This window comes from uncultured Psychroserpens sp., from assembly GCF_947503375.1.
Taxonomy (GTDB): Bacteria; Bacteroidota; Bacteroidia; order Flavobacteriales; family Flavobacteriaceae; genus Psychroserpens.
This window is the reverse complement of sequence record NZ_CANNDQ010000005.1, coordinates 198,254-217,309: the sequence shown is the minus strand read 5'-3', so window position 1 is coordinate 217,309 and position 19,056 is coordinate 198,254. Positions and strand designations below refer to the sequence as shown.

The 19,056-nt window shown below is 32.4% G+C and carries 16 protein-coding genes and 1 tRNA gene; 1 reads left to right on the top strand and 16 read right to left on the bottom strand.

Annotated features, from left to right (window positions below; translation table 11 throughout):
• Positions 1 to 22 precede the first annotated feature (22 nt).
• The 7 genes from Q0876_RS10385 to Q0876_RS10355 all read right to left on the bottom strand — a co-directional run bounded on the left by Q0876_RS10385 (position 23) and on the right by Q0876_RS10355 (position 7,482).
• On the bottom strand, positions 23 to 793 hold the full coding sequence (locus Q0876_RS10385; RefSeq protein ID WP_299227341.1) for a sterol desaturase family protein: 771 nt from the start codon (positions 791 to 793) through the stop codon (positions 23 to 25).
• A 291-nt stretch (positions 794 to 1,084) separates the two neighbouring features.
• A complete protein-coding gene (locus Q0876_RS10380) occupies positions 1,085 to 2,743 on the bottom strand; it encodes a tetratricopeptide repeat protein (RefSeq protein ID WP_299227338.1) in 1,659 nt (552 codons plus the stop codon).
• Between the two features lie 190 nt (positions 2,744 to 2,933).
• On the bottom strand, positions 2,934 to 3,674 hold the full coding sequence (locus Q0876_RS10375; RefSeq protein WP_299227333.1) for a hypothetical protein: 741 nt from the start codon (positions 3,672 to 3,674) through the stop codon (positions 2,934 to 2,936).
• A gap of 467 nt (positions 3,675 to 4,141) precedes the next feature.
• Positions 4,142 to 4,214 (bottom strand) — tRNA-Met (locus Q0876_RS10370).
• Between the two features lie 111 nt (positions 4,215 to 4,325).
• Positions 4,326 to 5,231 carry a Two component regulator three Y domain protein gene (locus Q0876_RS10365; RefSeq protein WP_299227330.1) on the bottom strand — a complete coding sequence of 302 codons (906 nt, stop codon included), beginning with the start codon at positions 5,229 to 5,231 and terminating at the stop codon, positions 4,326 to 4,328.
• A gap of 143 nt (positions 5,232 to 5,374) precedes the next feature.
• Complete coding sequence (locus tag Q0876_RS10360) at positions 5,375 to 5,557, bottom strand: CPXCG motif-containing cysteine-rich protein (protein WP_299227327.1); 183 nt, start codon at positions 5,555 to 5,557, stop codon at positions 5,375 to 5,377.
• A gap of 17 nt (positions 5,558 to 5,574) precedes the next feature.
• Complete coding sequence (locus Q0876_RS10355; protein ID WP_299227324.1) at positions 5,575 to 7,482, bottom strand: ATP-binding cassette domain-containing protein; 1,908 nt, start codon at positions 7,480 to 7,482, stop codon at positions 5,575 to 5,577.
• A gap of 112 nt (positions 7,483 to 7,594) precedes the next feature.
• On the opposite strand from Q0876_RS10355, the gene Q0876_RS10350 reads away from it, so the two are divergent.
• Complete coding sequence (locus tag Q0876_RS10350; RefSeq protein WP_299227320.1) at positions 7,595 to 7,987, top strand: DUF983 domain-containing protein; 393 nt, start codon at positions 7,595 to 7,597, stop codon at positions 7,985 to 7,987.
• Here Q0876_RS10350 and Q0876_RS10345 read toward each other — a convergent pair.
• From Q0876_RS10345 to Q0876_RS10305, 9 genes are all read right to left on the bottom strand, one after another.
• A complete protein-coding gene (locus Q0876_RS10345) occupies positions 7,984 to 9,033 on the bottom strand; it encodes an FAD-binding oxidoreductase (protein ID WP_299227317.1) in 1,050 nt (349 codons plus the stop codon). The two genes, Q0876_RS10350 and Q0876_RS10345, sit on opposite strands and share 4 nt — an antisense overlap.
• 69 nt (positions 9,034 to 9,102) lie before the next feature.
• Positions 9,103 to 10,002: a gliding motility protein GldN gene (gene gldN / locus Q0876_RS10340; protein WP_299227314.1), complete on the bottom strand. Its 900-nt coding sequence runs from the start codon at positions 10,000 to 10,002 to the stop codon at positions 9,103 to 9,105.
• A 41-nt stretch (positions 10,003 to 10,043) separates the two neighbouring features.
• Positions 10,044 to 11,606, bottom strand: coding sequence for a gliding motility protein GldM (gene gldM, locus Q0876_RS10335; RefSeq protein ID WP_299227311.1), 1,563 nt, complete (start codon positions 11,604 to 11,606; stop codon positions 10,044 to 10,046).
• Positions 11,607 to 11,657: 51 nt separating this feature from the next.
• On the bottom strand, positions 11,658 to 12,290 hold the full coding sequence (gene gldL / locus Q0876_RS10330; protein ID WP_299227309.1) for a gliding motility protein GldL: 633 nt from the start codon (positions 12,288 to 12,290) through the stop codon (positions 11,658 to 11,660).
• A gap of 72 nt (positions 12,291 to 12,362) precedes the next feature.
• Entirely contained in the window at positions 12,363 to 13,733 is a 1,371-nt protein-coding gene (gene gldK / locus Q0876_RS10325) for a gliding motility lipoprotein GldK (protein ID WP_299227307.1), read from the bottom strand.
• A 175-nt stretch (positions 13,734 to 13,908) separates the two neighbouring features.
• Positions 13,909 to 15,075, bottom strand: a complete 1,167-nt coding sequence (locus Q0876_RS10320; RefSeq protein WP_299227304.1) for a formimidoylglutamase — start codon at positions 15,073 to 15,075, stop codon at positions 13,909 to 13,911.
• A gap of 6 nt (positions 15,076 to 15,081) precedes the next feature.
• Positions 15,082 to 17,586, bottom strand: coding sequence for a type I DNA topoisomerase (topA, locus tag Q0876_RS10315; RefSeq protein WP_299227301.1), 2,505 nt, complete (start codon positions 17,584 to 17,586; stop codon positions 15,082 to 15,084).
• A gap of 153 nt (positions 17,587 to 17,739) precedes the next feature.
• A complete protein-coding gene (locus Q0876_RS10310) occupies positions 17,740 to 18,180 on the bottom strand; it encodes a hypothetical protein (protein ID WP_299227299.1) in 441 nt (146 codons plus the stop codon).
• 50 nt (positions 18,181 to 18,230) lie between these two features.
• Positions 18,231 to 18,989, bottom strand: a complete 759-nt coding sequence (locus tag Q0876_RS10305) for a hypothetical protein (protein WP_299227296.1) — start codon at positions 18,987 to 18,989, stop codon at positions 18,231 to 18,233.
• Positions 18,990 to 19,056 lie beyond the last annotated feature (67 nt).

The window sequence follows — 19,056 nt, the reverse complement described above, 5'->3', positions numbered from 1 at the left end:
CTGGTCATACATTTTACAATTATTATTTTTGAGATATGTCTTTAAATAAAAACATCTCTATTACTTTGTTTGAGGCACCATTGTAGAAACCTGTTTCCTTATAAAAATGTGTTGGATTTTTAAAAGTCCCAAAAATCATATCAATGAAAGAGAGATCAGAATAGTTATAAGCATGTGTTCCTTTCCCGTGATGAACTGAATGCGACTCAGGTCTTTGGATGATATAACCAATCCATTTTGGTGTTTTAATATTGCTATGTTGAAAAATGGCTAAAAATGTTGTGATAAGAATAAATAGTGTTGTGGCTTCAACTGTGAAACCAGCTATAACTACTAAACATAAACTACCAAGTAATGTGAAGCCTATCATATCCATTAGACTAAAATAAAAAGCGCCATAGGCATCTAAGCGTTCTGCACTATGATGCATTTGATGAAACACTCTCCACAAATAATTACTTCGATGCATCATCCTGTGCCAAACATAAACCCCCAACTCATAGATAATTAAAGCTACAAAAGCACCTGTATAAGTTCCTAAAATGGATAGATCAAAAATTTGAAAATGGATTAAATACGCATCCCAAATGAGTGGAAAATAAGTTGATAAAAAAAAGAATATCGTAAAAGCTATAAACCCTTTCAACTTCCAATACTTAACTTGGGGAAGTACTTTAGCAGGAAAAAGCGCCTCCCAAAGCATAATAAAAGCATACATGATTAAAATCACAATAGATATTGGATCTGTAATAATCTCTAACGGACTAGGCAAGTTCATAATTATATCTTTCATTTTAATAGATTTTAGATGATTGTATTTTTTTGATTTTTAAACACCTTATACTGTTCGGTTTTTGATTTTTGATGATAGTGCAAATCTAAATGGGATACTTTAGCACTAAAAAAAATGTAGGTATACAAAAAGTGGTCTACCAAAGTATTTTAGATAGACCATTTTGATTTTTCACTTAAAAAAGAGTAAACATTAGGTAGACATTCATTAAAAAATTACTGAATATCAGGTGATTAAATAAAACAAGATTTAAGAAAAGTAATACTTAAAAAAGGAAAATAATTTTAGTTTTTAGTTTTCTAAACTTAAAAAATAACTCAAAAGTTCTTGATTAGCATCGAGATTGAGTTTTTTTCTAAGTCTATAACGAGCCGTTTTAACACTCTCTGGTGTAATTCCTAGTACAGAGGCTGTTTCTTTGATATTAAGATTTAACCTTGTTAATGTACATATACGCATATCATTAGCACTTAAATCTGGATGCCTAGACTTCAGTTCTTTAATGAAATCTGTATGAACATCTTCAAAATAGCGTTTAAAGTCTTCCCAATCTCTATCAATATTAATGTGCTGTTTAATTATTCGGCTAAGCTCGTTTATAATGGACTGTTGTGTTTTAGGTGTTGCTGATTTGAGCAGTTCTATTTTTTCTTTTAAGTCTTGGAATAACTCACTTTTTTGAACAAAATTCAACGTATAAGACGTTAGCTCTTTATTTCTAAAATCTAATTTCTGTTTTAACTCTTGTTGCTTGAACTTGGCATTCTCTAATTCGGCCTTATTATACTCCTCCTTGGTGGTCTGTAACTCACGTCTTTGAGAAATACGCTTTTTTAAATTCATAAGGTAAAGAGTGGCTATAAACATAAAACACAAAACACCAATAATCAAACCCCATTTAATGATGTCGTCTGTCTTTTTCTTTTCTTGAAGTAATGCTAATTCTTTTTCTTTATTATCTAATTCATTTTCGAACTCAATTGTGGCAATGCGCATAGTTTTTTCAGAATTAAAAACACTGTCTTTTAAAGCAATATATTTATCATAGTATACTAATGCCTCTTCAGGTTTATTCGCTTTTAGTTTTAGATCTTTAAGTATTTTATAAGATTCCAATTCGTATCGTTTCAAATTGTTCTTTTTTGCTCTAGAAATTGCTAATTCCAAATGTTGTTGAGATACGTCAAACTTCTTATCTAGTAGGAGTAATTTACCATATTGAATAAGGTTATTGATCATTCCATCAGTATCATGAACTGCTCTGCTTTTCATAATGGATTGCTCAATATGGTAATAGGCTTGCTCTTTTTCATTGAGTTTAATATATAATTGCCCTAGCCTATTATGTACCTCACCAATACCATAAGTAAAGTTAGCTTGATCGTGCATTTTCAAAGCATTTGTTAAATAATCTTTTGCTTCATACAATCTATCTTGATCAATATAAATTGTGGCAATTTTAGTAAAAGTAGTGGCAATTCTAGATTTTAGATCGAGAGCTGTAAATTGATCTATTGCATCTTGATACATCTCCAAAGCTTTATCTTCTTCATGTAATGCAGCATATAGCATACCTATGTTTAATGTGCAATTAGCAACTTCTTCTAAACTGTTTAGGGTCTTGTATTGCTTAAGGGCGCTATTCAAAGCTTTAAAAGATGCTGTATAATTGCCTCTGGTCCAAAATGCCACGCCAATCACACGACTAGCTCTAGCCTTGCCTTCTAAATAATTCAAACTATCTGACAACATTAAAGCTTTGTTGCCATAGTCTAAAGACGCATTTGAGTCTACTATCCAATAACTATAACCTATTTCATTCAATAGGTCGATATAAGTGGTAGACTTAGGCTCTGTAAATTCAAGAACTGCTTTAAGACTATCAATCTGTTTTTGAGAAGAAGAAAAGAATGTGACAAAAAAGAAAACTAAGCAATAAAAAAACTTCATATCTGCTTGATGCAATTTGTTATTCAGGATATAAAGTTAAACTTTTCATAGCAATGTAAAGTCTGAATTGCATTAATTAGAATAAATCGTAGCTTAGGACGTTATGTTCATAAAAGAAAAAGAGAAATGTGTTCTATAGTATTTTTCTAACTAAAAATACTATTATTTAAGACGATACCTTAATTGTATATCAAGTTTTATTTGAATTCTTAATTATGTCCTCTTTCTCCTCTGAGGTATATATAGGAGAAACGTTAAAGAATTTTGATTTTTTTGACTTATAATATTTACGGTTTCTAAGCTGCCTTTTCATAAACTTTTTTCTGTTATAGATTTCATAAACAAACAACTTATTGTATTGTCCAACTTCAGATTTTAACTCCAATTTAATTTTAGAAATCAAATCTTGTATCTCATCAAAATATTTCAAACCCATAGTTTTATTCGAAGAAAATGGCGAATTACTTTCATAAACAACCCAGTAAAGGGTGTTTTCTTTGAAGCGAACCTCATTCGGGTTGTCTTCAAGAATGACCGCGTTTTTAATTACGTTTTCGTCTTTACTTTCATTAACTTTAGTTTCGGTTAAACTAGCATTAATTGGTTCTTTTTTCTCTAAGTACATCACAATCCAATGCCTTCCTAAGTTAGCTTGTACCACATAATTACCTAAAGGTAATTTTTTAAGATTGATTTTTCCTGCGTTACTATTAACATCTATACTTTCTAAATAGGTATCGTTTAGAATGTCTACTTGTCGTATTTGCTTTTTCTCACTTTCTAAGATCAGGCTATCACCACTTGCATTCAGTTTTTGTATCAATTTTAATTTTCGAGCAGCATAACTTGTATTCTTTTGAAAAGTAATTTCCTGACCGAATAGAGATACAGTAAACAGCATAAATAATTGTAGGCAAAAATGTTTAAACATGATTTTGGCTTATTTGATGTTACAAAATTAGTTGTAATTGGTCTTGTAGGTTGACGCTATATATACAAATCGTAATCCATTTCATAACACTTACAGCAAATATGATTAAACATTTTATCTAAAATTATCACGATATTTTTGTATCTGTGTATGTTGAATTACATGTTATATTGAATACAATAGAAACTCTTTCAATTAATTCTATCTCGAATAAAGATAACTCACAAAAGAAAAAGGTTTAGCTCACAAAATTCATTAATTTATTTTGTAGAGCAAACCTACCAAAGCTTTGATAAGTCATTATAGATATCTTAAATTTTTGCTTATAAAAATGGTTTGACGTGGTCAGGTTCGTGTTCCAAATCGTGTTCATTTTGAACTTCTAAGGTAACTAAATCATAAATAGTTTTCATAAAAAAACGGCTTAGCGTGAACTAAACCGTTGATTTAAAATAATTTATATTTAGTAGCGGGAACTGGACTCGAACCAGTGACCTTCGGGTTATGAGCCCGACGAGCTACCTGCTGCTCTATCCCGCGATATTGGACTGCAAATATACAACGCTTTTTGATTTCTACAAACATAATAGATAAAAAAACTCCTAACATCTAAATGAAAGGAGTTCGATAAAAACAAAACTATAAAAATAACTAGTCTTCTGTATCTAGAGTAGCAATTGTACCTCTTTCATTAGTATTTACAAAATCGAATTGTTGCAGTTTTGGAAACTTAGCTTCCAATCCTACTAATTCACCTTTAAAACCATTGTTTCCTAACATCAAAACTTTTAAGTTAGATAAGTTTGCCAGATCAGATGGCAGATTACCATAAAATGCATTATTTGCTAAAACTAATTCTTCTAAGTTTGTTAAATTAGAAACTGAACTAGGTACTATACCTAATAGGTTATTATCAAACACACTTAAAATTTTTAAGTTTTTTAAGTCTCCTATTGTTGATGGCAATTTTCCTGTGAGCTTATTACTACTTACCAATAATTCTTTCAAATTATATAACTCTCCTAGTGTAGAAGGCAAACTTCCTGTTAAATTATTGCTATATAATTCTAATGTTTGCAACTGAGATAATTGTCCTATAGAAGCTGGGATTGAGCCTTCAATTGTATTCATAAATAATTGTAAGGTCTTTAAAGATGATAATTCGCCAAGGCTTGTTGGTAATTCACCACTTAATTTGTTAAATGCGATATTGATTTTTGTTAAAGCTTTCAAGTTTCCAATTGAATTAGGAATAGCTCCAGAAATGTTATTTCTAAAAAAGTTCATTTCTTGAAGGTGTATCAAGTCGCCAATTGCTTCAGGTAGTTGACCCTCCAAATTATTGAACTCTAAATTTAAAGCTACAACTTTTTCATCTCTTACCGTAACACCATACCAACTATCAACTGGATCGGACAAATCCCAAGTTGTAGCCCAAGTAGAACCATTCGTAGCATTGTGTAAAGCTATAAGAGCTTGTTTTTCTTTTGAAGATACATTGGCAAAAGCAACCAATGTTACCAAACATAGTAATAATGTAATTTTAGCGGTTTTCATAAAAGTAGATTTTTGCGAGGGAGCATATTTACTATAACGAAAATAACAAAATACCGATAATATGCGAACTTTTTTCGATGAAATGCAATGTTGTTTATCGAAAAAAAATATAAATAATTGAAAATCAAATACTTAAAATATTACTACTGCTCTATGTTTTGGGCTAGGAAATTGATAATTTCTTGATTCTCTGTGGTTATATGTAATTGAATTGGGTTACAACACACCTCACAATCTTCAATATAAGACTGCTTTATTTGTGAAATATCTATTAACATTGAAATGGTTTCCCAACAATATGGACATTGAAAAAAGTGTTCTTCCACAACTTAATTTTAGTTAATCAACAAAGCTCTTCTAGCTGTAATTGTATCGTTTCCCAATCTTTCATAAGCTTTTTAAGTTGTTGTTTTTTTGCTTGATAATTATCAAAAAAACTAACATCTGCAACAGTAGCATCGTAATTAGTTGCTAATTCTATGTCATGGGTCTTTATTTCCTTCTCCAATTGACTAATTTTAGATTCTACATTACTTAATTTATTATTAAGTGACTTAATCTTTTTTTGATCTTGGTATGACTGCTTGTTACTTGATCTTGGTGATTCTTTTACTACTGTTCTTCGTTCTACTTCTCTTAAATTCTCTACATTTCTTTGTTCTAAATAAAAATCAATATCACCCAAATATTCTTTTATCTTTTGATCTTTAAACTCATATACTACATTTGCCAAACCTTGTAGAAAATCTCTATCGTGAGAAACTAAAACTAAAGTCCCTTCAAACTTTTTTAAGGCTTCTTTTAAAACATTTTTAGACTTAATATCTAAATGATTCGTAGGCTCATCCATCACCAAGACATTTAATGGCTGAAGCATCAATTTAGCTAAAGCCAATCGGTTTCGTTCACCACCAGAAAGTACTCTAACATATTTTTCTACCTCTTCGCCTCGAAACAAAAATGACCCTAAGATGTCACGAACTTTACTTCTATTCGATTCATTTGCAGCATCAATCATGGTATCCAAAACAGTTTTGCTTCCATCAAGATATTCAGCTTGGTTTTGAGCAAAATAGCCTATTTGTACATTATGACCTAGTTTTAAATTTCCGCTATGTTTGAGCTCACCAACAATAATCTTTGCTAATGTTGATTTCCCTTGACCATTCTGACCTACAAAAGCAGTCTTACTATCTCGCTCTATCATTAAATCAATATTGGATAGTACATGGTTATCATCATAACTTTTCGATATGTTATGGGCTTCAACAACTACTTTTCCTGGTGTTACTGAAACAGGGAAATTCAATGTCATAACACTATTGTCATCTTCGTCAACTTCAATGCGCTCCATCCTGTCTAATTTTTTTATAAGTGACTGAGCCATTGTAGCTTTACTGGCTTTTGCTCTAAATTTCTCAATGAGTTTTTCAGTTTGTTCTATTTGCTTTTTCTGATTTTTTTGAGAAGCTAATTGCTGTGTTTTTATCTCTTCACGTAATACCAAAAATTTTGAATACGGTTTTGGGTAATCATAGATTCTTCCTAAGGAAATCTCTATAGTACGATTTGTAACATTATCTAAAAACATTTTATCATGAGAAACGATAACTACAGCTCCTGAATAACTTTTTAAAAAACTCTCTAACCAAATTATAGATTCTATGTCCAAATGGTTGGTTGGCTCATCTAATAATAATATATCATTGTTTTGAAGAAGTAATTTAGCCAATTCAATACGCATACGCCAACCACCAGAAAATGTGTCGGTCAATTTATTAAAATCATCTCTTTTAAAACCTAAGCCCTGTAGTATTTTTTCGGTTTCACCTTGATAGTTGTATCCACCAATTATTTCATATTGATGTTGTACATCGTTTAAATCTATCATTAATTGATTGTAGGTTTCACTTTCATAATCGGTTCGTTCGGCTAATTGCTCATTGACATGCTCCATTTGAGTTTCTAGCTTTTTAATTTCTTCAAAAGCCTCATATGATTCTTCTAAAACAGTCCTACCAAAAACAAAATCTATATCTTGCTTAAGAAAACCAAAGCTCAAATTTTTATCTGCAGCAATTTGCCCAGAATCGGGTTCTAATTCTTTTGAAAGAATTTTAAGCATGGTCGATTTACCAGCACCGTTTTTTCCTATCAAACCAATTCGATCACCTGGACTTAACTTAAAAGTAATGTCTTCGAATAAGTATTCGCCTTGAAATGAGATAGATAAATTATGAATGTTAAGCATAGTTTTTTCAAATATTACAATTACAATAAACATTATAAATGTTAGTAATATTAGTCGTAAATAAACTAATTTTACTTTTAGTAAAAGCAACAAAAGTAAACAATTTTAAGTCATGCTAAAAGGCACTAAAGTATATAGTATTTTTACTGGAACATGTCCAAAATGCCAGCAAGAATCAATGTACGAAACAAAGAATCCTTATATATTGAGCGATGTTTTAAAAATAAACAAAAAGTGTTCTTACTGTAACACTACTTATAGAATGGAACCTTCCTTTTTTTATGGTTCGATGTATGTTAGCTATGGTGTTGGCATTGCCTTTGCTGTAGCCACTTTTATAATTAGTTATCTCTTTTTAAGATCCTCACTCTTTACAGCTTTTATAGCAATCGTGATTACAACTATAGTATTTGGTCCAATTATAATGCGTCTTTCAAGAAATATTTGGATCAATCTTTTTATGAACTATGACAAGACATTAGTTAATAAAAATAGAAGTTCTTAATCTTGTTGATACCGTTTGATATCAATTTCCGAATCTAATCGGTTTAACTTATTTATATGATTGAAAAGCTGGTCTGCTACATATGGCGAAAGCATAACACCTCTTGTTCCTAAACCATTTAAAACATGAATGTTATTATAGCGTGGATGCGTTCCTATTAAAGGTCTTCTATCTTTAGTTGTAGGTCGTATACCTGCGACTTGTTCAACAACTTGAAACTTACAACTGATAATAGTTTTTAATTTTAAAACTAGCTCTTCTTTTGCTTTTTCTGTAATTTGGTGCGTTTTGTCTTCCCATTCATAAGTTGAACCAACCCAATAAAGATCATTACCTAAGGGAACAATAAATACTGAAGACTTTAAAATAAAGTTTATTCTTAATTTTGGTGCTTTTATTGTTAGCATTTCTCCTTTTGTACCATTTAATGGTAAATAATTAAAAAATGGATTTCTAGATAGCCCATAACCTTCTGCAAAAACTACATGCTTAGCTATGATATTTTTATATTGAATGATGCCAGATTCTATGTTTAATAAATCATATTTAAAAGAGTCTTTCTTGAGTTGACCCTCGCTATCTAAATATGAATTGTAAGCATTTACTAGTCTTGATGTATTTATTCTTCCTGAATGCAATACTTTTCCAAAACCAAAATCTGCAGTTATAAATGCATTTGAATTTTTTATAAGTTCTGTAGATAAAAAATCTCTCAAGACCGGTTTTTCGGAGGCTAAAAACCAATTGTTTTGTTCTTCAATAGAAGTAAATTTTCTATAGATTGGTAACCTATAGTTAAGTTTTATCTTTAAAAGTTTTTCAAGTTCTGTATAAAATGGTATTGCAATCTCTAACTGTGATTTTGCGTCCCAAACCTTTGTAAATCGTTTTAAGATTACCGGATTATATAATCCTGCTGCTACTCTTGAAGATAATTGAGAGGCATTATCGAAAACAATAAAAGACTTTTGGTTTGCTCTTAATTTTTCACAGAATGCAATTCCTGCTAGTCCACATCCTACAACGATATAATCTATGGTTTTCATAGTTCTAAAATAATGTAAATAAAAAACGCTCACTAGTTTTAGTGAGCGTTTTTATAAGGGTTTCTTTACTTAGTAAGACCACATATCTTGTTCAAAGTTGCGTATTTTATCCTTAATACGATCAGACTCAAGCAATTGCATCAAAGCGTTATCTGCAACATATTCTTTGACTTCACGATCTCCATATACGTTTTCTTCTTTATACATGTACCCATTAAAACGTCTTGAGTTTAACAAATGGTCAAATGATAATGGCATAGCACTATTTTTATTATTAAATGCTTTAGCTTGGTGAAGCACTTCTCTTGCTTCTGGGAAAAATACCCAAAATAATGCATTAGGCACTCTATTAGCTTCATCATTAGAATCGATAAAGTTAATATCTGGTGCAGCTGGTGCAATACCTAATACTCTATATTTGAGTTCGCCATGACGCTTGTCAAAGTACCAAAGCCCTTTTACTAAATATGCACTAATATCAAATGCTTCTATATTTCTCGTTGTGATATACTCAGGATCTACATAACCATCAGCATTTAATTGGTCATAACCAATATCTAAAGTATCAACCTTAGTTGTGATGTCTTTAAGCTCCTTCATTGTTCTTTTCTCAGTAAAGTAAGAATCATTATAAACATTTGTGATTTTTCCATCTTTGACAGCTTTAATCAATGTATGATAAAGCGAGCGTCTTTCCTTGCCAATATTATTAGTGTCAACAGGGAAATATAACGGAAAGTTAACACGCTCATCTAAAACAACTTTTTCCCAAGTCATTTTAGAGAACAGTATGTCTCTATCATCAACATAGCCATACTCCAAAGGCTTGTCATTATCAAGCGCCAACTGTGCTTCGGTTTTAACACCAATTTCTTGTGGTGTTTGCGCATTTAAAATATTTGCCTGAGAATGTATACTAGATGTAATACTAATAGTGGCAATTATTGATAATAAAAATTTATAATTCATCGTCTTTAATTTTTAAATTTGGGTTATTCTATAACAATAGGTTAATTAGATAACTCGATAACAACTGGAGTTGCTGGTTTGATAATTGGACCATTACTTCTAGCCTTGATATCAAAGATTTGAATTGCAGCTCCTCGCTTCGCTTTACGTAAAGCACCTTTAGCTGTTCCATTCAATCTGTTTCCAGAACAGGTTACAGATGGTTGTCCTGGTACTTTAATTTTGAAGCTTGTTACAGTTAATGGTAAGTCAAAATCGAAATCTTCTAATACTGATTCTACTTTACCAATTTCTACATTATTTCTAGGAAGTTTACCTTCACTCTGTCCATTAAGTTTACCTGTTGGTTTAGGAATATCTTTAATTCTAAATATAGCTTTATCACTTACTTTAGAACCGTCATCTAATGTTGCTGTTACATTAATAGTTACTTCTCTTCCAGATGTTGGCACCATAGTATATTTACCCATTCCAGAACCTTTTTTCAAACCAGCTCCAGTAGCAGAAACTTTATTGTCTGGTACACCGGCAAACGATATGGTCATTGGATTTACAACTCCACGATACACTACATTCATCTTGTCTGCAGAAATAGTTGCTGAATTTGGTCTTGGTACTACTACATAGTTACCTTTGATAGGGATCTCTAATGGCTTTCCATCTTCCATAAAAGTAAATGTACCATCGATTTCATGTTCACCTACACCACCAACGTTAAAATCTAAACGCGCAGCTCCAGTAGAGTCAATCGCCTCATTTAAATCAATAGCTTGACCTCCAATGCTTAATCCTGTTGGTGGCACTTTTGCATATTTACCAATCACTACTCTTCCTTGGAATTTTTCACCTGCGAAAAATGCTGACTTATCAGCTAAAATGATAGCTTTATACTTATCTAAAGATACTGCATCAGTTAAAACATTACCTAAATAGTAGTTAATAATGTTAGCCTCAGTTACCTCAACATCGTTTTGGAATGCTGTTAACTTAGTAAAAGAAGCAATAGCTGGGAATCCTTTGAAATGGTAATCTAACCAGTCTATCTTCTTACCGTCTTTATTTTCTACTTTTTCAGTACTGAACGTTTTGTCAAAATTTGCTAAAACTTTTTGAGCTTTTATATCCTTTCCTAGTATTCTTCTAATTTCAGATTTATACTCTTCTATTTTAGACATAACTTCCTGACCTTTTTTGGTCATTCTATCACCTGTAAACCATGCTTCATCAAGGATATCTGTTTTATCCATTGCCTCGAAAGGTAATTTACCGGTTTCAGGGTCAATTTTATAGTCGCCTTGCTTAAGAAGGTCATTCTTTAAAGTTTCGATATATCTATAAAATTTATCTGATGCCGCACTAACTTCTTTTGCTTTAGCTGCTGGAATCATGAAATCTTCAGGCTTTTCTTCAGATTTTTTATCAAGATCGGCTAGTAATGCTTCATTTCGCTCACTAGTTAATGCGTTTGAATCAGCAAACTTTGCTTCCATCAAACCAAAAGCGGATAGTACTTCTTTTGACATATTCATAGCCATCATCGCGATGAAGACCAAGTACATCAAGTTAATCATTTTCTGTCTTGCAGATAATTTTCCTCCTGCCATTTTTAATTAGTTTTTAGTCGTTAATAATATACTTATAGTTCAAAAAACTAATTAGTTTTTGTTCATTGCAGATAACATGCCACCATAAACACCATTTAATGATGAAAGGTTAGATGCTAGAGATTGCATTTGTTCTTTTAACTTAGTTGCATTTTCAACAGCTTCCTCATTAATAGCTGCTTGACGATTAGCACTTTCCATTTGAACTTTGTAAAGGCTATTTAACGATTCCATTTGAGCTGCAGCTAAAGACATTTCTTCACTGTATTTCTTTTGTGCATTCATAGCGTCAACTGTAGGACTGATTCCTTTCGCTGCACCTTCAAAGTTTTTAATACTATCTCCAAGACTTGCCATTAACTCACCGTCAATTTTTGCTTCTTTTAAGAGGTTATCTAATTTTTTAGATAATAATCCTTCTGCGTCCTTAGGCTCTTCTTTTTTCTTCTTAGTTGAAGTCATCCCTCCTGCTAATTCAGGATATACTAATGACCAATCTAATTCTGATTGTTGTCTTTCAAAAGCTGAATATGTAAATACCAAGGCCTCTACAATCATACCTACGGTTAAAATTTCAGAACCATAAGGCCAGTGCTGGATTTTAAATAAAGCCCCAACAATTACGATTGCCGCTCCTAATCCGTAGACCATGTTTGTGATTGTGATGTTTCCTTTCTGTGCCATAATTTTTGTTTTTAGTTTTAAGTAGTTGAATACTTAAGTAGATTAAATATTTAGTTTAGTTAATTGTTTTAATTAGTTAGTTGCTGCGTTTTGTGTTACTTCTGTTCCCATATAATCTTGAACAGTTCTAAAACCTATGTAACTTCTTGCTGAATCTGCATACTCATAATCCCTTGAGCTAACTTGTAAGAAATACGCAACATCTTTCCATGAACCTCCACGAACGACTTTACGTTCGTTATCTGGATCATTCACGGTTGGGTTGAATGAAGCTGAATATTCATAAGATGCTGGATCATAAGAGCCTTGCACCCACTCTGAAACATTACCAGCCATGTTATATAAATCAAAATCATTTGGCTCATAAGCATCAGCTTCTACAGTGTAGAGTGCTTGATCTGCAGCATAATCACCTCTTAAAGGTTTAAAGTTGGCCATAAAACAACCTCTGTCATTTTTAGCATACGGTCCGCCCCAAGGGAATGTAGCTCCTTGAAGACCTCCTCTTGCTGCATATTCCCATTCTGCTTCAGAAGGCAATCTAAACTTATTAACAAATTGTCTTCCTTTTTCTTTTTGATAGATATTCTTTTTCAATGTTCTCCATTGACAAAATGCATTTGCTTGTTTCCAAGATACACCTACAACTGGGTAATCTCCATAAGCATCGTGCCAGAAGTAATCGTTGTGCATTGGCTCATTATACGAGTAAGAAAAATCTCTAATCCAAGCCGTAGTGTCAGGATACACTTCAATCTCTTCAGTGATAATAACATCTCTACGTCTTAAATTACGATCTTTAGCAGCTTTTTGGATATCCATATACTGGTACTGAAACTTAAATTTAGTTACATCCCAAGTGCGTTGACCGTTGTATGATTCTTCAATTGGAAGATACATAGTATCCATCACTTCTGCGTAATATTCATCTGGATAATCTGCGGTATCAAAAATTAAATCAACTTCGCGATTTAGTTTCCTACCTTCATAACCAGTTGGTCCTAGACCACTATAGTTATCATACATGTATTTTTCATACACAGACATGTTTTCTGGATCAGCATCATTGAACGCAAACTCTCCAATACCTCCACTTCCTGGAGTTTCACCAATTTCATCGGCTAAAATGGCAAGTTTAGTTCTTAAGATAGAATCTCGAACCCAATATACAAACTCGCGGTATTCACTATTTGTAATTTCAGTTTCATCCATGTAAAACGCTCTTACAGTAACTGTACGTGTAGGTGCGTCCTGCACACCTGCAAGGTCATCATCAGATTTACCCATAATAAATGCTCCTCCAGGAACAAGTGTCATACCATATGGTTTTTCTGGATGCCATTTCTTTCCTCTAACTCCAACCAGTTCTCCTCTGTCACCAGAGCCACAACTGACCAATAGAGCTAAAACAGCGGTTAATAAAGCAAACTTCTTAATATTCATAGAAACTCGAGGTTAAATTATTTAGTTGTAATTGTATACTTAATTTTTTTAAGGCAGTAAACATATCCATATATTTTGTAAAAAACAATTTTTTTTTAAGTTTTTTGACACTTTATCCTAAAAACTTAACATTTCATCGATTAAAACAATGTTAAAATTTTAGACCATGAATATACTAAAAACTGTTCTTTTTATACGCTTTATACCATCTTTCTGGTATCTTACCATGGCTTGCTTCAATATAATCTTCATGCGTGCAAGGTAATAACGTGTGCTTTTTTAATTTATTATTAACATTTGGTAAAAAAGGTATTTCAATCCACCAACGTCCCGTTTTAATACTTTTATAGAAAATCAACTCCTCATCTTCTATTAAAACATTATACTTTTGGTAATTATCTTCATTATTAAAATCGTCATCCTCTACTCGACAATTGACTCCTTCAATGAAATACCATATCATTTGCGAAATTAACATTGGTGTTGCTTCTAACTCGTTGGTAGTTTTATACTCATAAATACCAAAAGAAGATACTTTATTACTAATGCCAGCATACCTTGAAATTGTACAAATCTCTTTCCCGTCAAATCCGTTTGGTGAATATTTTTGCTTAGCACCAACTTCTGCTGCTCGTACAGACTTTAAATCCATAGTAACAATATGAGCATCACGCATTACAGGTTCAACCATATTAATATTATGCGTAATCTCTCCTAATCTGTATGCCTCAAAATACAACTTCTCCATCAAGTCAATTTCTTCTTGAGAATTAAAATAGGTTTGATATCCAATTGCAGAGTAATTGAATAGATTGTATGGTTGCTCTAATATAATTTTACCCAAAAAGCTATTATTCTTCATTTCAACCGATGCGTCTCCAAGATCAAAATTACTATCTACATTGACAATATTGACCATTGGAGCCATGGTATCATAAGCACGATAATTAGCATAGGTAATATCTTGGCTTCCACCAAGTATAATTGGTATTACTCTGTTTTCAATTAAAACTGAAATTAGCGTACGTACTGCATAATAAGTGTCTTCTGTTGAAGCACCTGCTGGAATATCTCCCAAATCTGCTATTGTAGTATACCAATTTCCAGGAAACAGAGAATACAAGGATGTTCTTATGGTATCAAAACTAAGTTCTTCTCCCATATAATTAACATCATTCCTATTTTCTTTTACGCCTAGTATAGCTAATTTAACACCATCAAGGTCAGGTATGCCATGTTGTGTAGAGTGAATTCTTATTCTTTTGCCAAGCGCTTGTTCAGACAATAGCTCGTTATGAGCTAATACTGAATCTGAGACAGGAGACAAAAAATTAAAATTCATTAAAATTTATTTTTTAGTAGTAGTTTTCTTTTTGGTGGTTCTTTTTTTGGTTGTCGCTTTTTTCTTTGGCGCCTTCTTTTCTATTTCAGCTTGAGCTTCCTCTAAAGTCATATCAGAAACATCAACAGTCTTTGGCAACTCAACTTTTACTTTCCCTTTAATAATATGATGTCTTCCCCATCTAGCTTTCTCAATACGAATACCTTCATCTTCCCAATGATGAATCAACTTATCTTTTTCTTTCTGAATTTTATCTTCAATCAATTCTACAATATCTGTATCAGACAAATTGTCCCAATCGTATTTTTTATTGACGTTGATAAACATGTTGTTCCATTTAATGAATGGTCCAAATCGTCCTTTCCCTTTTTGAACAGGTAAATCCTGATACATATATATAGGAGCATCTGCTTTTTGCTTCTCTTTTATGAGTTCAATAGCTTGGTTCATTTCTACGTCAATTGGGTTTGTTCCGGCTGGAAGTGATACGAATTTTTTTCCAAATTTAACATATGGTCCGAAACGACCGTTATTAACTTCAATTACTTCCCCTTCATAAGTGCCTAATTGCTTTGGCAATTTAAACAATTCCATTGCTTCTTCATAAGTAATGGTTGTTAATTGTTGGTCAGGGGAAAGACTTGCGAACTGAGGCTTTTCCTCATCATCAACAGTTCCTATTTGTACCATTGGTCCAAATTTACCTAACCTTACACTTACCTGCTTACCTGTTTTAGGGTCTGTACCAAGAATTCGCTCTCCTGATTCACGTTCGGCATTGGCAGCTACATCTTCAACTTTTGGATGAAAGCTTTTATAAAAATCTTTCATCATTTTAGTCCAATCTTCTTTACCTTCAGCAATTTCGTCAAAATCGGCTTCAACTTTAGCTGTAAAATTATAGTCTAAAATACTTCCGAAGTGATTGACCAAAAAATCTGTTACGATCATACCAATATCTGTTGGTATCAATTTACCTTTATCACTGTTAACTTTTTCTGTAAGCGTATGATCTTTGATTCCACTATTTTGAAGTATTAACTGGACGTAATCTCTTTCAACGCCTTCGTTAGAACCTTTTTCTATATAATTTCTATTTTGAATCGTTGAAATTGTTGGTGCATAGGTAGAAGGACGACCAATACCTAACTCTTCTAACTTCTTAACCAAAGAAGCTTCGGTATATCTGTAAGGAGGTCTTGAAAAGCGTTGTGTAGCTGTGATGTAATTATTCAACAAAACTTCATCTATTTGCATAGCAGGCAACATTCCTTCTTGTTCTGTATCTTCGTCATCAGTACCTTCAAGGTAAACTTTTAAAAAACCTTCAAAAGTAATTACTTCTCCACTAGCAGTGAAAGTGTTGCTATGAGTAGAGGCACTAATTTTAATATTGGTTCGCTCTAATTTTGCTTCACTCATTTGTGAAGCTATAGCGCGCTTCCAAATCAAATCGTATAAACGTGCTTGGTCTCGCTCTACGTTAACAGAATGTCTAGAAAAATCTGTAGGGCGTATTGCCTCATGCGCTTCTTGAGCCCCTTTAGATTTACCCTTATAATTTCTAGGTTTACTAAACTCTGAACCGTAAGCGCTTTCTATTGCAGCTTGCGCTCCTTTTCGTGCTTCATCAGATAGATTTACACTATCAGTTCTCATGTAAGTAATAAGTCCTGCTTCATACAACCGCTGCGCATTACTCATTGTTCTACTTACTGAAAATCCTAATTTTCTTGAAGCCTCTTGCTGCATTGTAGATGTTGTAAATGGTGCTGCTGGCGATTTCTTAGCTGGTTTTTTTTCTAAATCTGAAACTTTAAAGCTTGCGTTAATATTAGACTCCAAAAAGCCGTAAGCATCTTCTCTTGACGAAAAATTCTTAGGAAGTTTTGCCTTGAATGTTTGTCCGTTCTCATTTGAAAACTCAGCATCTATTCTAAAAGACGCTTCAGCATTGAACTCATTAATTTCTCGTTCTCGTTCAACTATCAAACGTACTGATACTGATTGGACTCGACCTGCAGACAAACCTCCTTTTACTTTTCTCCAAAGTACTGGAGATAACTCATAACCTACTATTCTGTCTAACACGCGGCGAGCTTGTTGTGCGTCAACTAAATCGTAATCTATACCTCTTGGGTTCTCAATAGCTTTTTTTATGGCAGATTTTGTGATCTCATGAAAAACTATACGCTTGGTTTTTGATTTATCTAGCCCTAAAGTTTCAGCCAAATGCCACGCAATAGCTTCTCCTTCACGATCTTCATCACTAGCGAGCCAAACCATTTCTGCTTTTTTGGCTAAATCCTTTAACTTCTTAACGACATCTTTCTTATCTTTTGAAACCTGATATTTGGGTTTAAAATCACCATCTACATCAACTCCTAATTCTTTTGAAGGCAGGTCTGCAATGTGACCAAAACTTGACTCTACTTTGAAATCTTTTCCTAAAAACTTCTCTATGGTTTTGGCTTTTGCTGGTGACTCTACAATGACTAAATTCTTCGGCATATTTGATTTTTTCAGGCTACAAATGTATGTGAAAAAAAATTTATCTTCCTAATTTTTAAAAATTTCAATAGTATTTTAACCTTATTATCATAAAGTTCGTCTATAAAAAAAGCCTGAAAATTTCAGGCCATGCATTCTATTCTAAATTTAATGTTATGGATACACGTAGTTAATAGCTTCGGGGAAATCTTCAATATTTAGAACGACTTCGTTTGAACCATCAACACGTAAAGATGTAAGATCAAACACTCTGCTCTGTTGGAATACTGCCAAGCATGCCTCATCATTTGTGAAAACAAATTTTAAAAATCGCTGCTCAGGAGACGACTCTGCTACTTCGCCAGAATCTACAAGTACCATACTCCATGATGTTCCATTACACCCACTGGAAGACACTTCAATTGTCAAACAATCATCATTAATATCAAAACTCATAAGATCATAGAATCCTGAAGTTGCAGACTCATAAAACACATTATCTATAACAACAGGTTGACCACAATTACTAGTTTCCATATCGTCATCATCACATTGCGTGTTCATAAACAACAATGCAAAACAGATACAACTAATATAAATTTTTGACAATTTCATGAATGATATTTTTAATAAGATGATTAAACTTCCAAATGGTTGCGTTGTGTTTAAACATTTTCTTCTATCTGTTGTGTTTCAGCATTATCAAAGCCAATAACTTCTTTATAAATGAAATATAGCGGAATACCAACAAACGAAACCGTAGCTAAAATACCAATAAAACACAATAAGAAGCCTACCATTTCTGCTAGAAAGGATGCTACTAAAGTTAACCCAAATGTTATAAACCATTTTTTATTACCAAGATCAAAACTTACCTTAATCAAATTAGATAATGTAAAATCTGGATTAAATGCATAGATAACAATTAATAAGTTTAAAGGAACCATGACATAAATAAGTGGGAAAAAACACAATAATGTTGCTAATACACTAATTCCAATATAAGCCAATCCTACAGAAATTGTTTTAGAGAGGTATGTTTTTTTTAGAAAATAAAAATAATCTTCTTTTCCTAAAACATTCATATCATACTGAAACATGATGCGATACAAAGCAGCCTTAAGCGCAATAGTTATAGTAGCTACTGCAATAATTAAAATTAAATAGGCTAAAACAAAAACCAAAAGTAATAATGGTGCAGCTGTATCTATCATACTAGGATTGCTTGCATCAACAACTCCTAAAAAAATAAGAGGCAGATATACTATGATCATAAATGGTATTGCTAAAGCTACCGATAGCAAGACTGTTACAAGCCCTTGAATCCATATCTTTTTGAACAACTCAATACTTTGATTAAAAATAATACCAAAATCTAACATTTTGGCATTTTGGATTTTAAGTTGAATCTCTGCAAATAACATAAAAAATCTAATGATGGTTAAGTTATCAAAGGAAGTAAAAAAAATTGCTTTCAAATCAAAATCAACT

Coding starts and splice junctions, on each gene's coding strand:
- Q0876_RS10320 (WP_299227304.1), bottom strand. CDS start 15,075: ATGAATTTTAATTTTTTGTCTCCTGTCTCAGATTCAGTATTAGCTCAT.
- gldM (WP_299227311.1), bottom strand. CDS start 11,606: ATGGCAGGAGGAAAATTATCTGCAAGACAGAAAATGATTAACTTGATG.
- gldN (WP_299227314.1), bottom strand. CDS start 10,002: ATGAATTATAAATTTTTATTATCAATAATTGCCACTATTAGTATTACA.
- Q0876_RS10305 (WP_299227296.1), bottom strand. CDS start 18,989: ATGTTATTTGCAGAGATTCAACTTAAAATCCAAAATGCCAAAATGTTA.
- Q0876_RS10380 (WP_299227338.1), bottom strand. CDS start 2,743: ATGAAGTTTTTTTATTGCTTAGTTTTCTTTTTTGTCACATTCTTTTCT.
- topA (WP_299227301.1), bottom strand. CDS start 17,586: ATGCCGAAGAATTTAGTCATTGTAGAGTCACCAGCAAAAGCCAAAACC.
- Q0876_RS10355 (WP_299227324.1), bottom strand. CDS start 7,482: ATGCTTAACATTCATAATTTATCTATCTCATTTCAAGGCGAATACTTA.
- gldL (WP_299227309.1), bottom strand. CDS start 12,290: ATGGCACAGAAAGGAAACATCACAATCACAAACATGGTCTACGGATTA.
- Q0876_RS10385 (WP_299227341.1), bottom strand. CDS start 793: ATGAAAGATATAATTATGAACTTGCCTAGTCCGTTAGAGATTATTACA.
- Q0876_RS10350 (WP_299227320.1), top strand. CDS start 7,595: ATGCTAAAAGGCACTAAAGTATATAGTATTTTTACTGGAACATGTCCA.
- Q0876_RS10375 (WP_299227333.1), bottom strand. CDS start 3,674: ATGTTTAAACATTTTTGCCTACAATTATTTATGCTGTTTACTGTATCT.
- Q0876_RS10345 (WP_299227317.1), bottom strand. CDS start 9,033: ATGAAAACCATAGATTATATCGTTGTAGGATGTGGACTAGCAGGAATT.
- gldK (WP_299227307.1), bottom strand. CDS start 13,733: ATGAATATTAAGAAGTTTGCTTTATTAACCGCTGTTTTAGCTCTATTG.
- Q0876_RS10310 (WP_299227299.1), bottom strand. CDS start 18,180: ATGAAATTGTCAAAAATTTATATTAGTTGTATCTGTTTTGCATTGTTG.
- Q0876_RS10365 (WP_299227330.1), bottom strand. CDS start 5,231: ATGAAAACCGCTAAAATTACATTATTACTATGTTTGGTAACATTGGTT.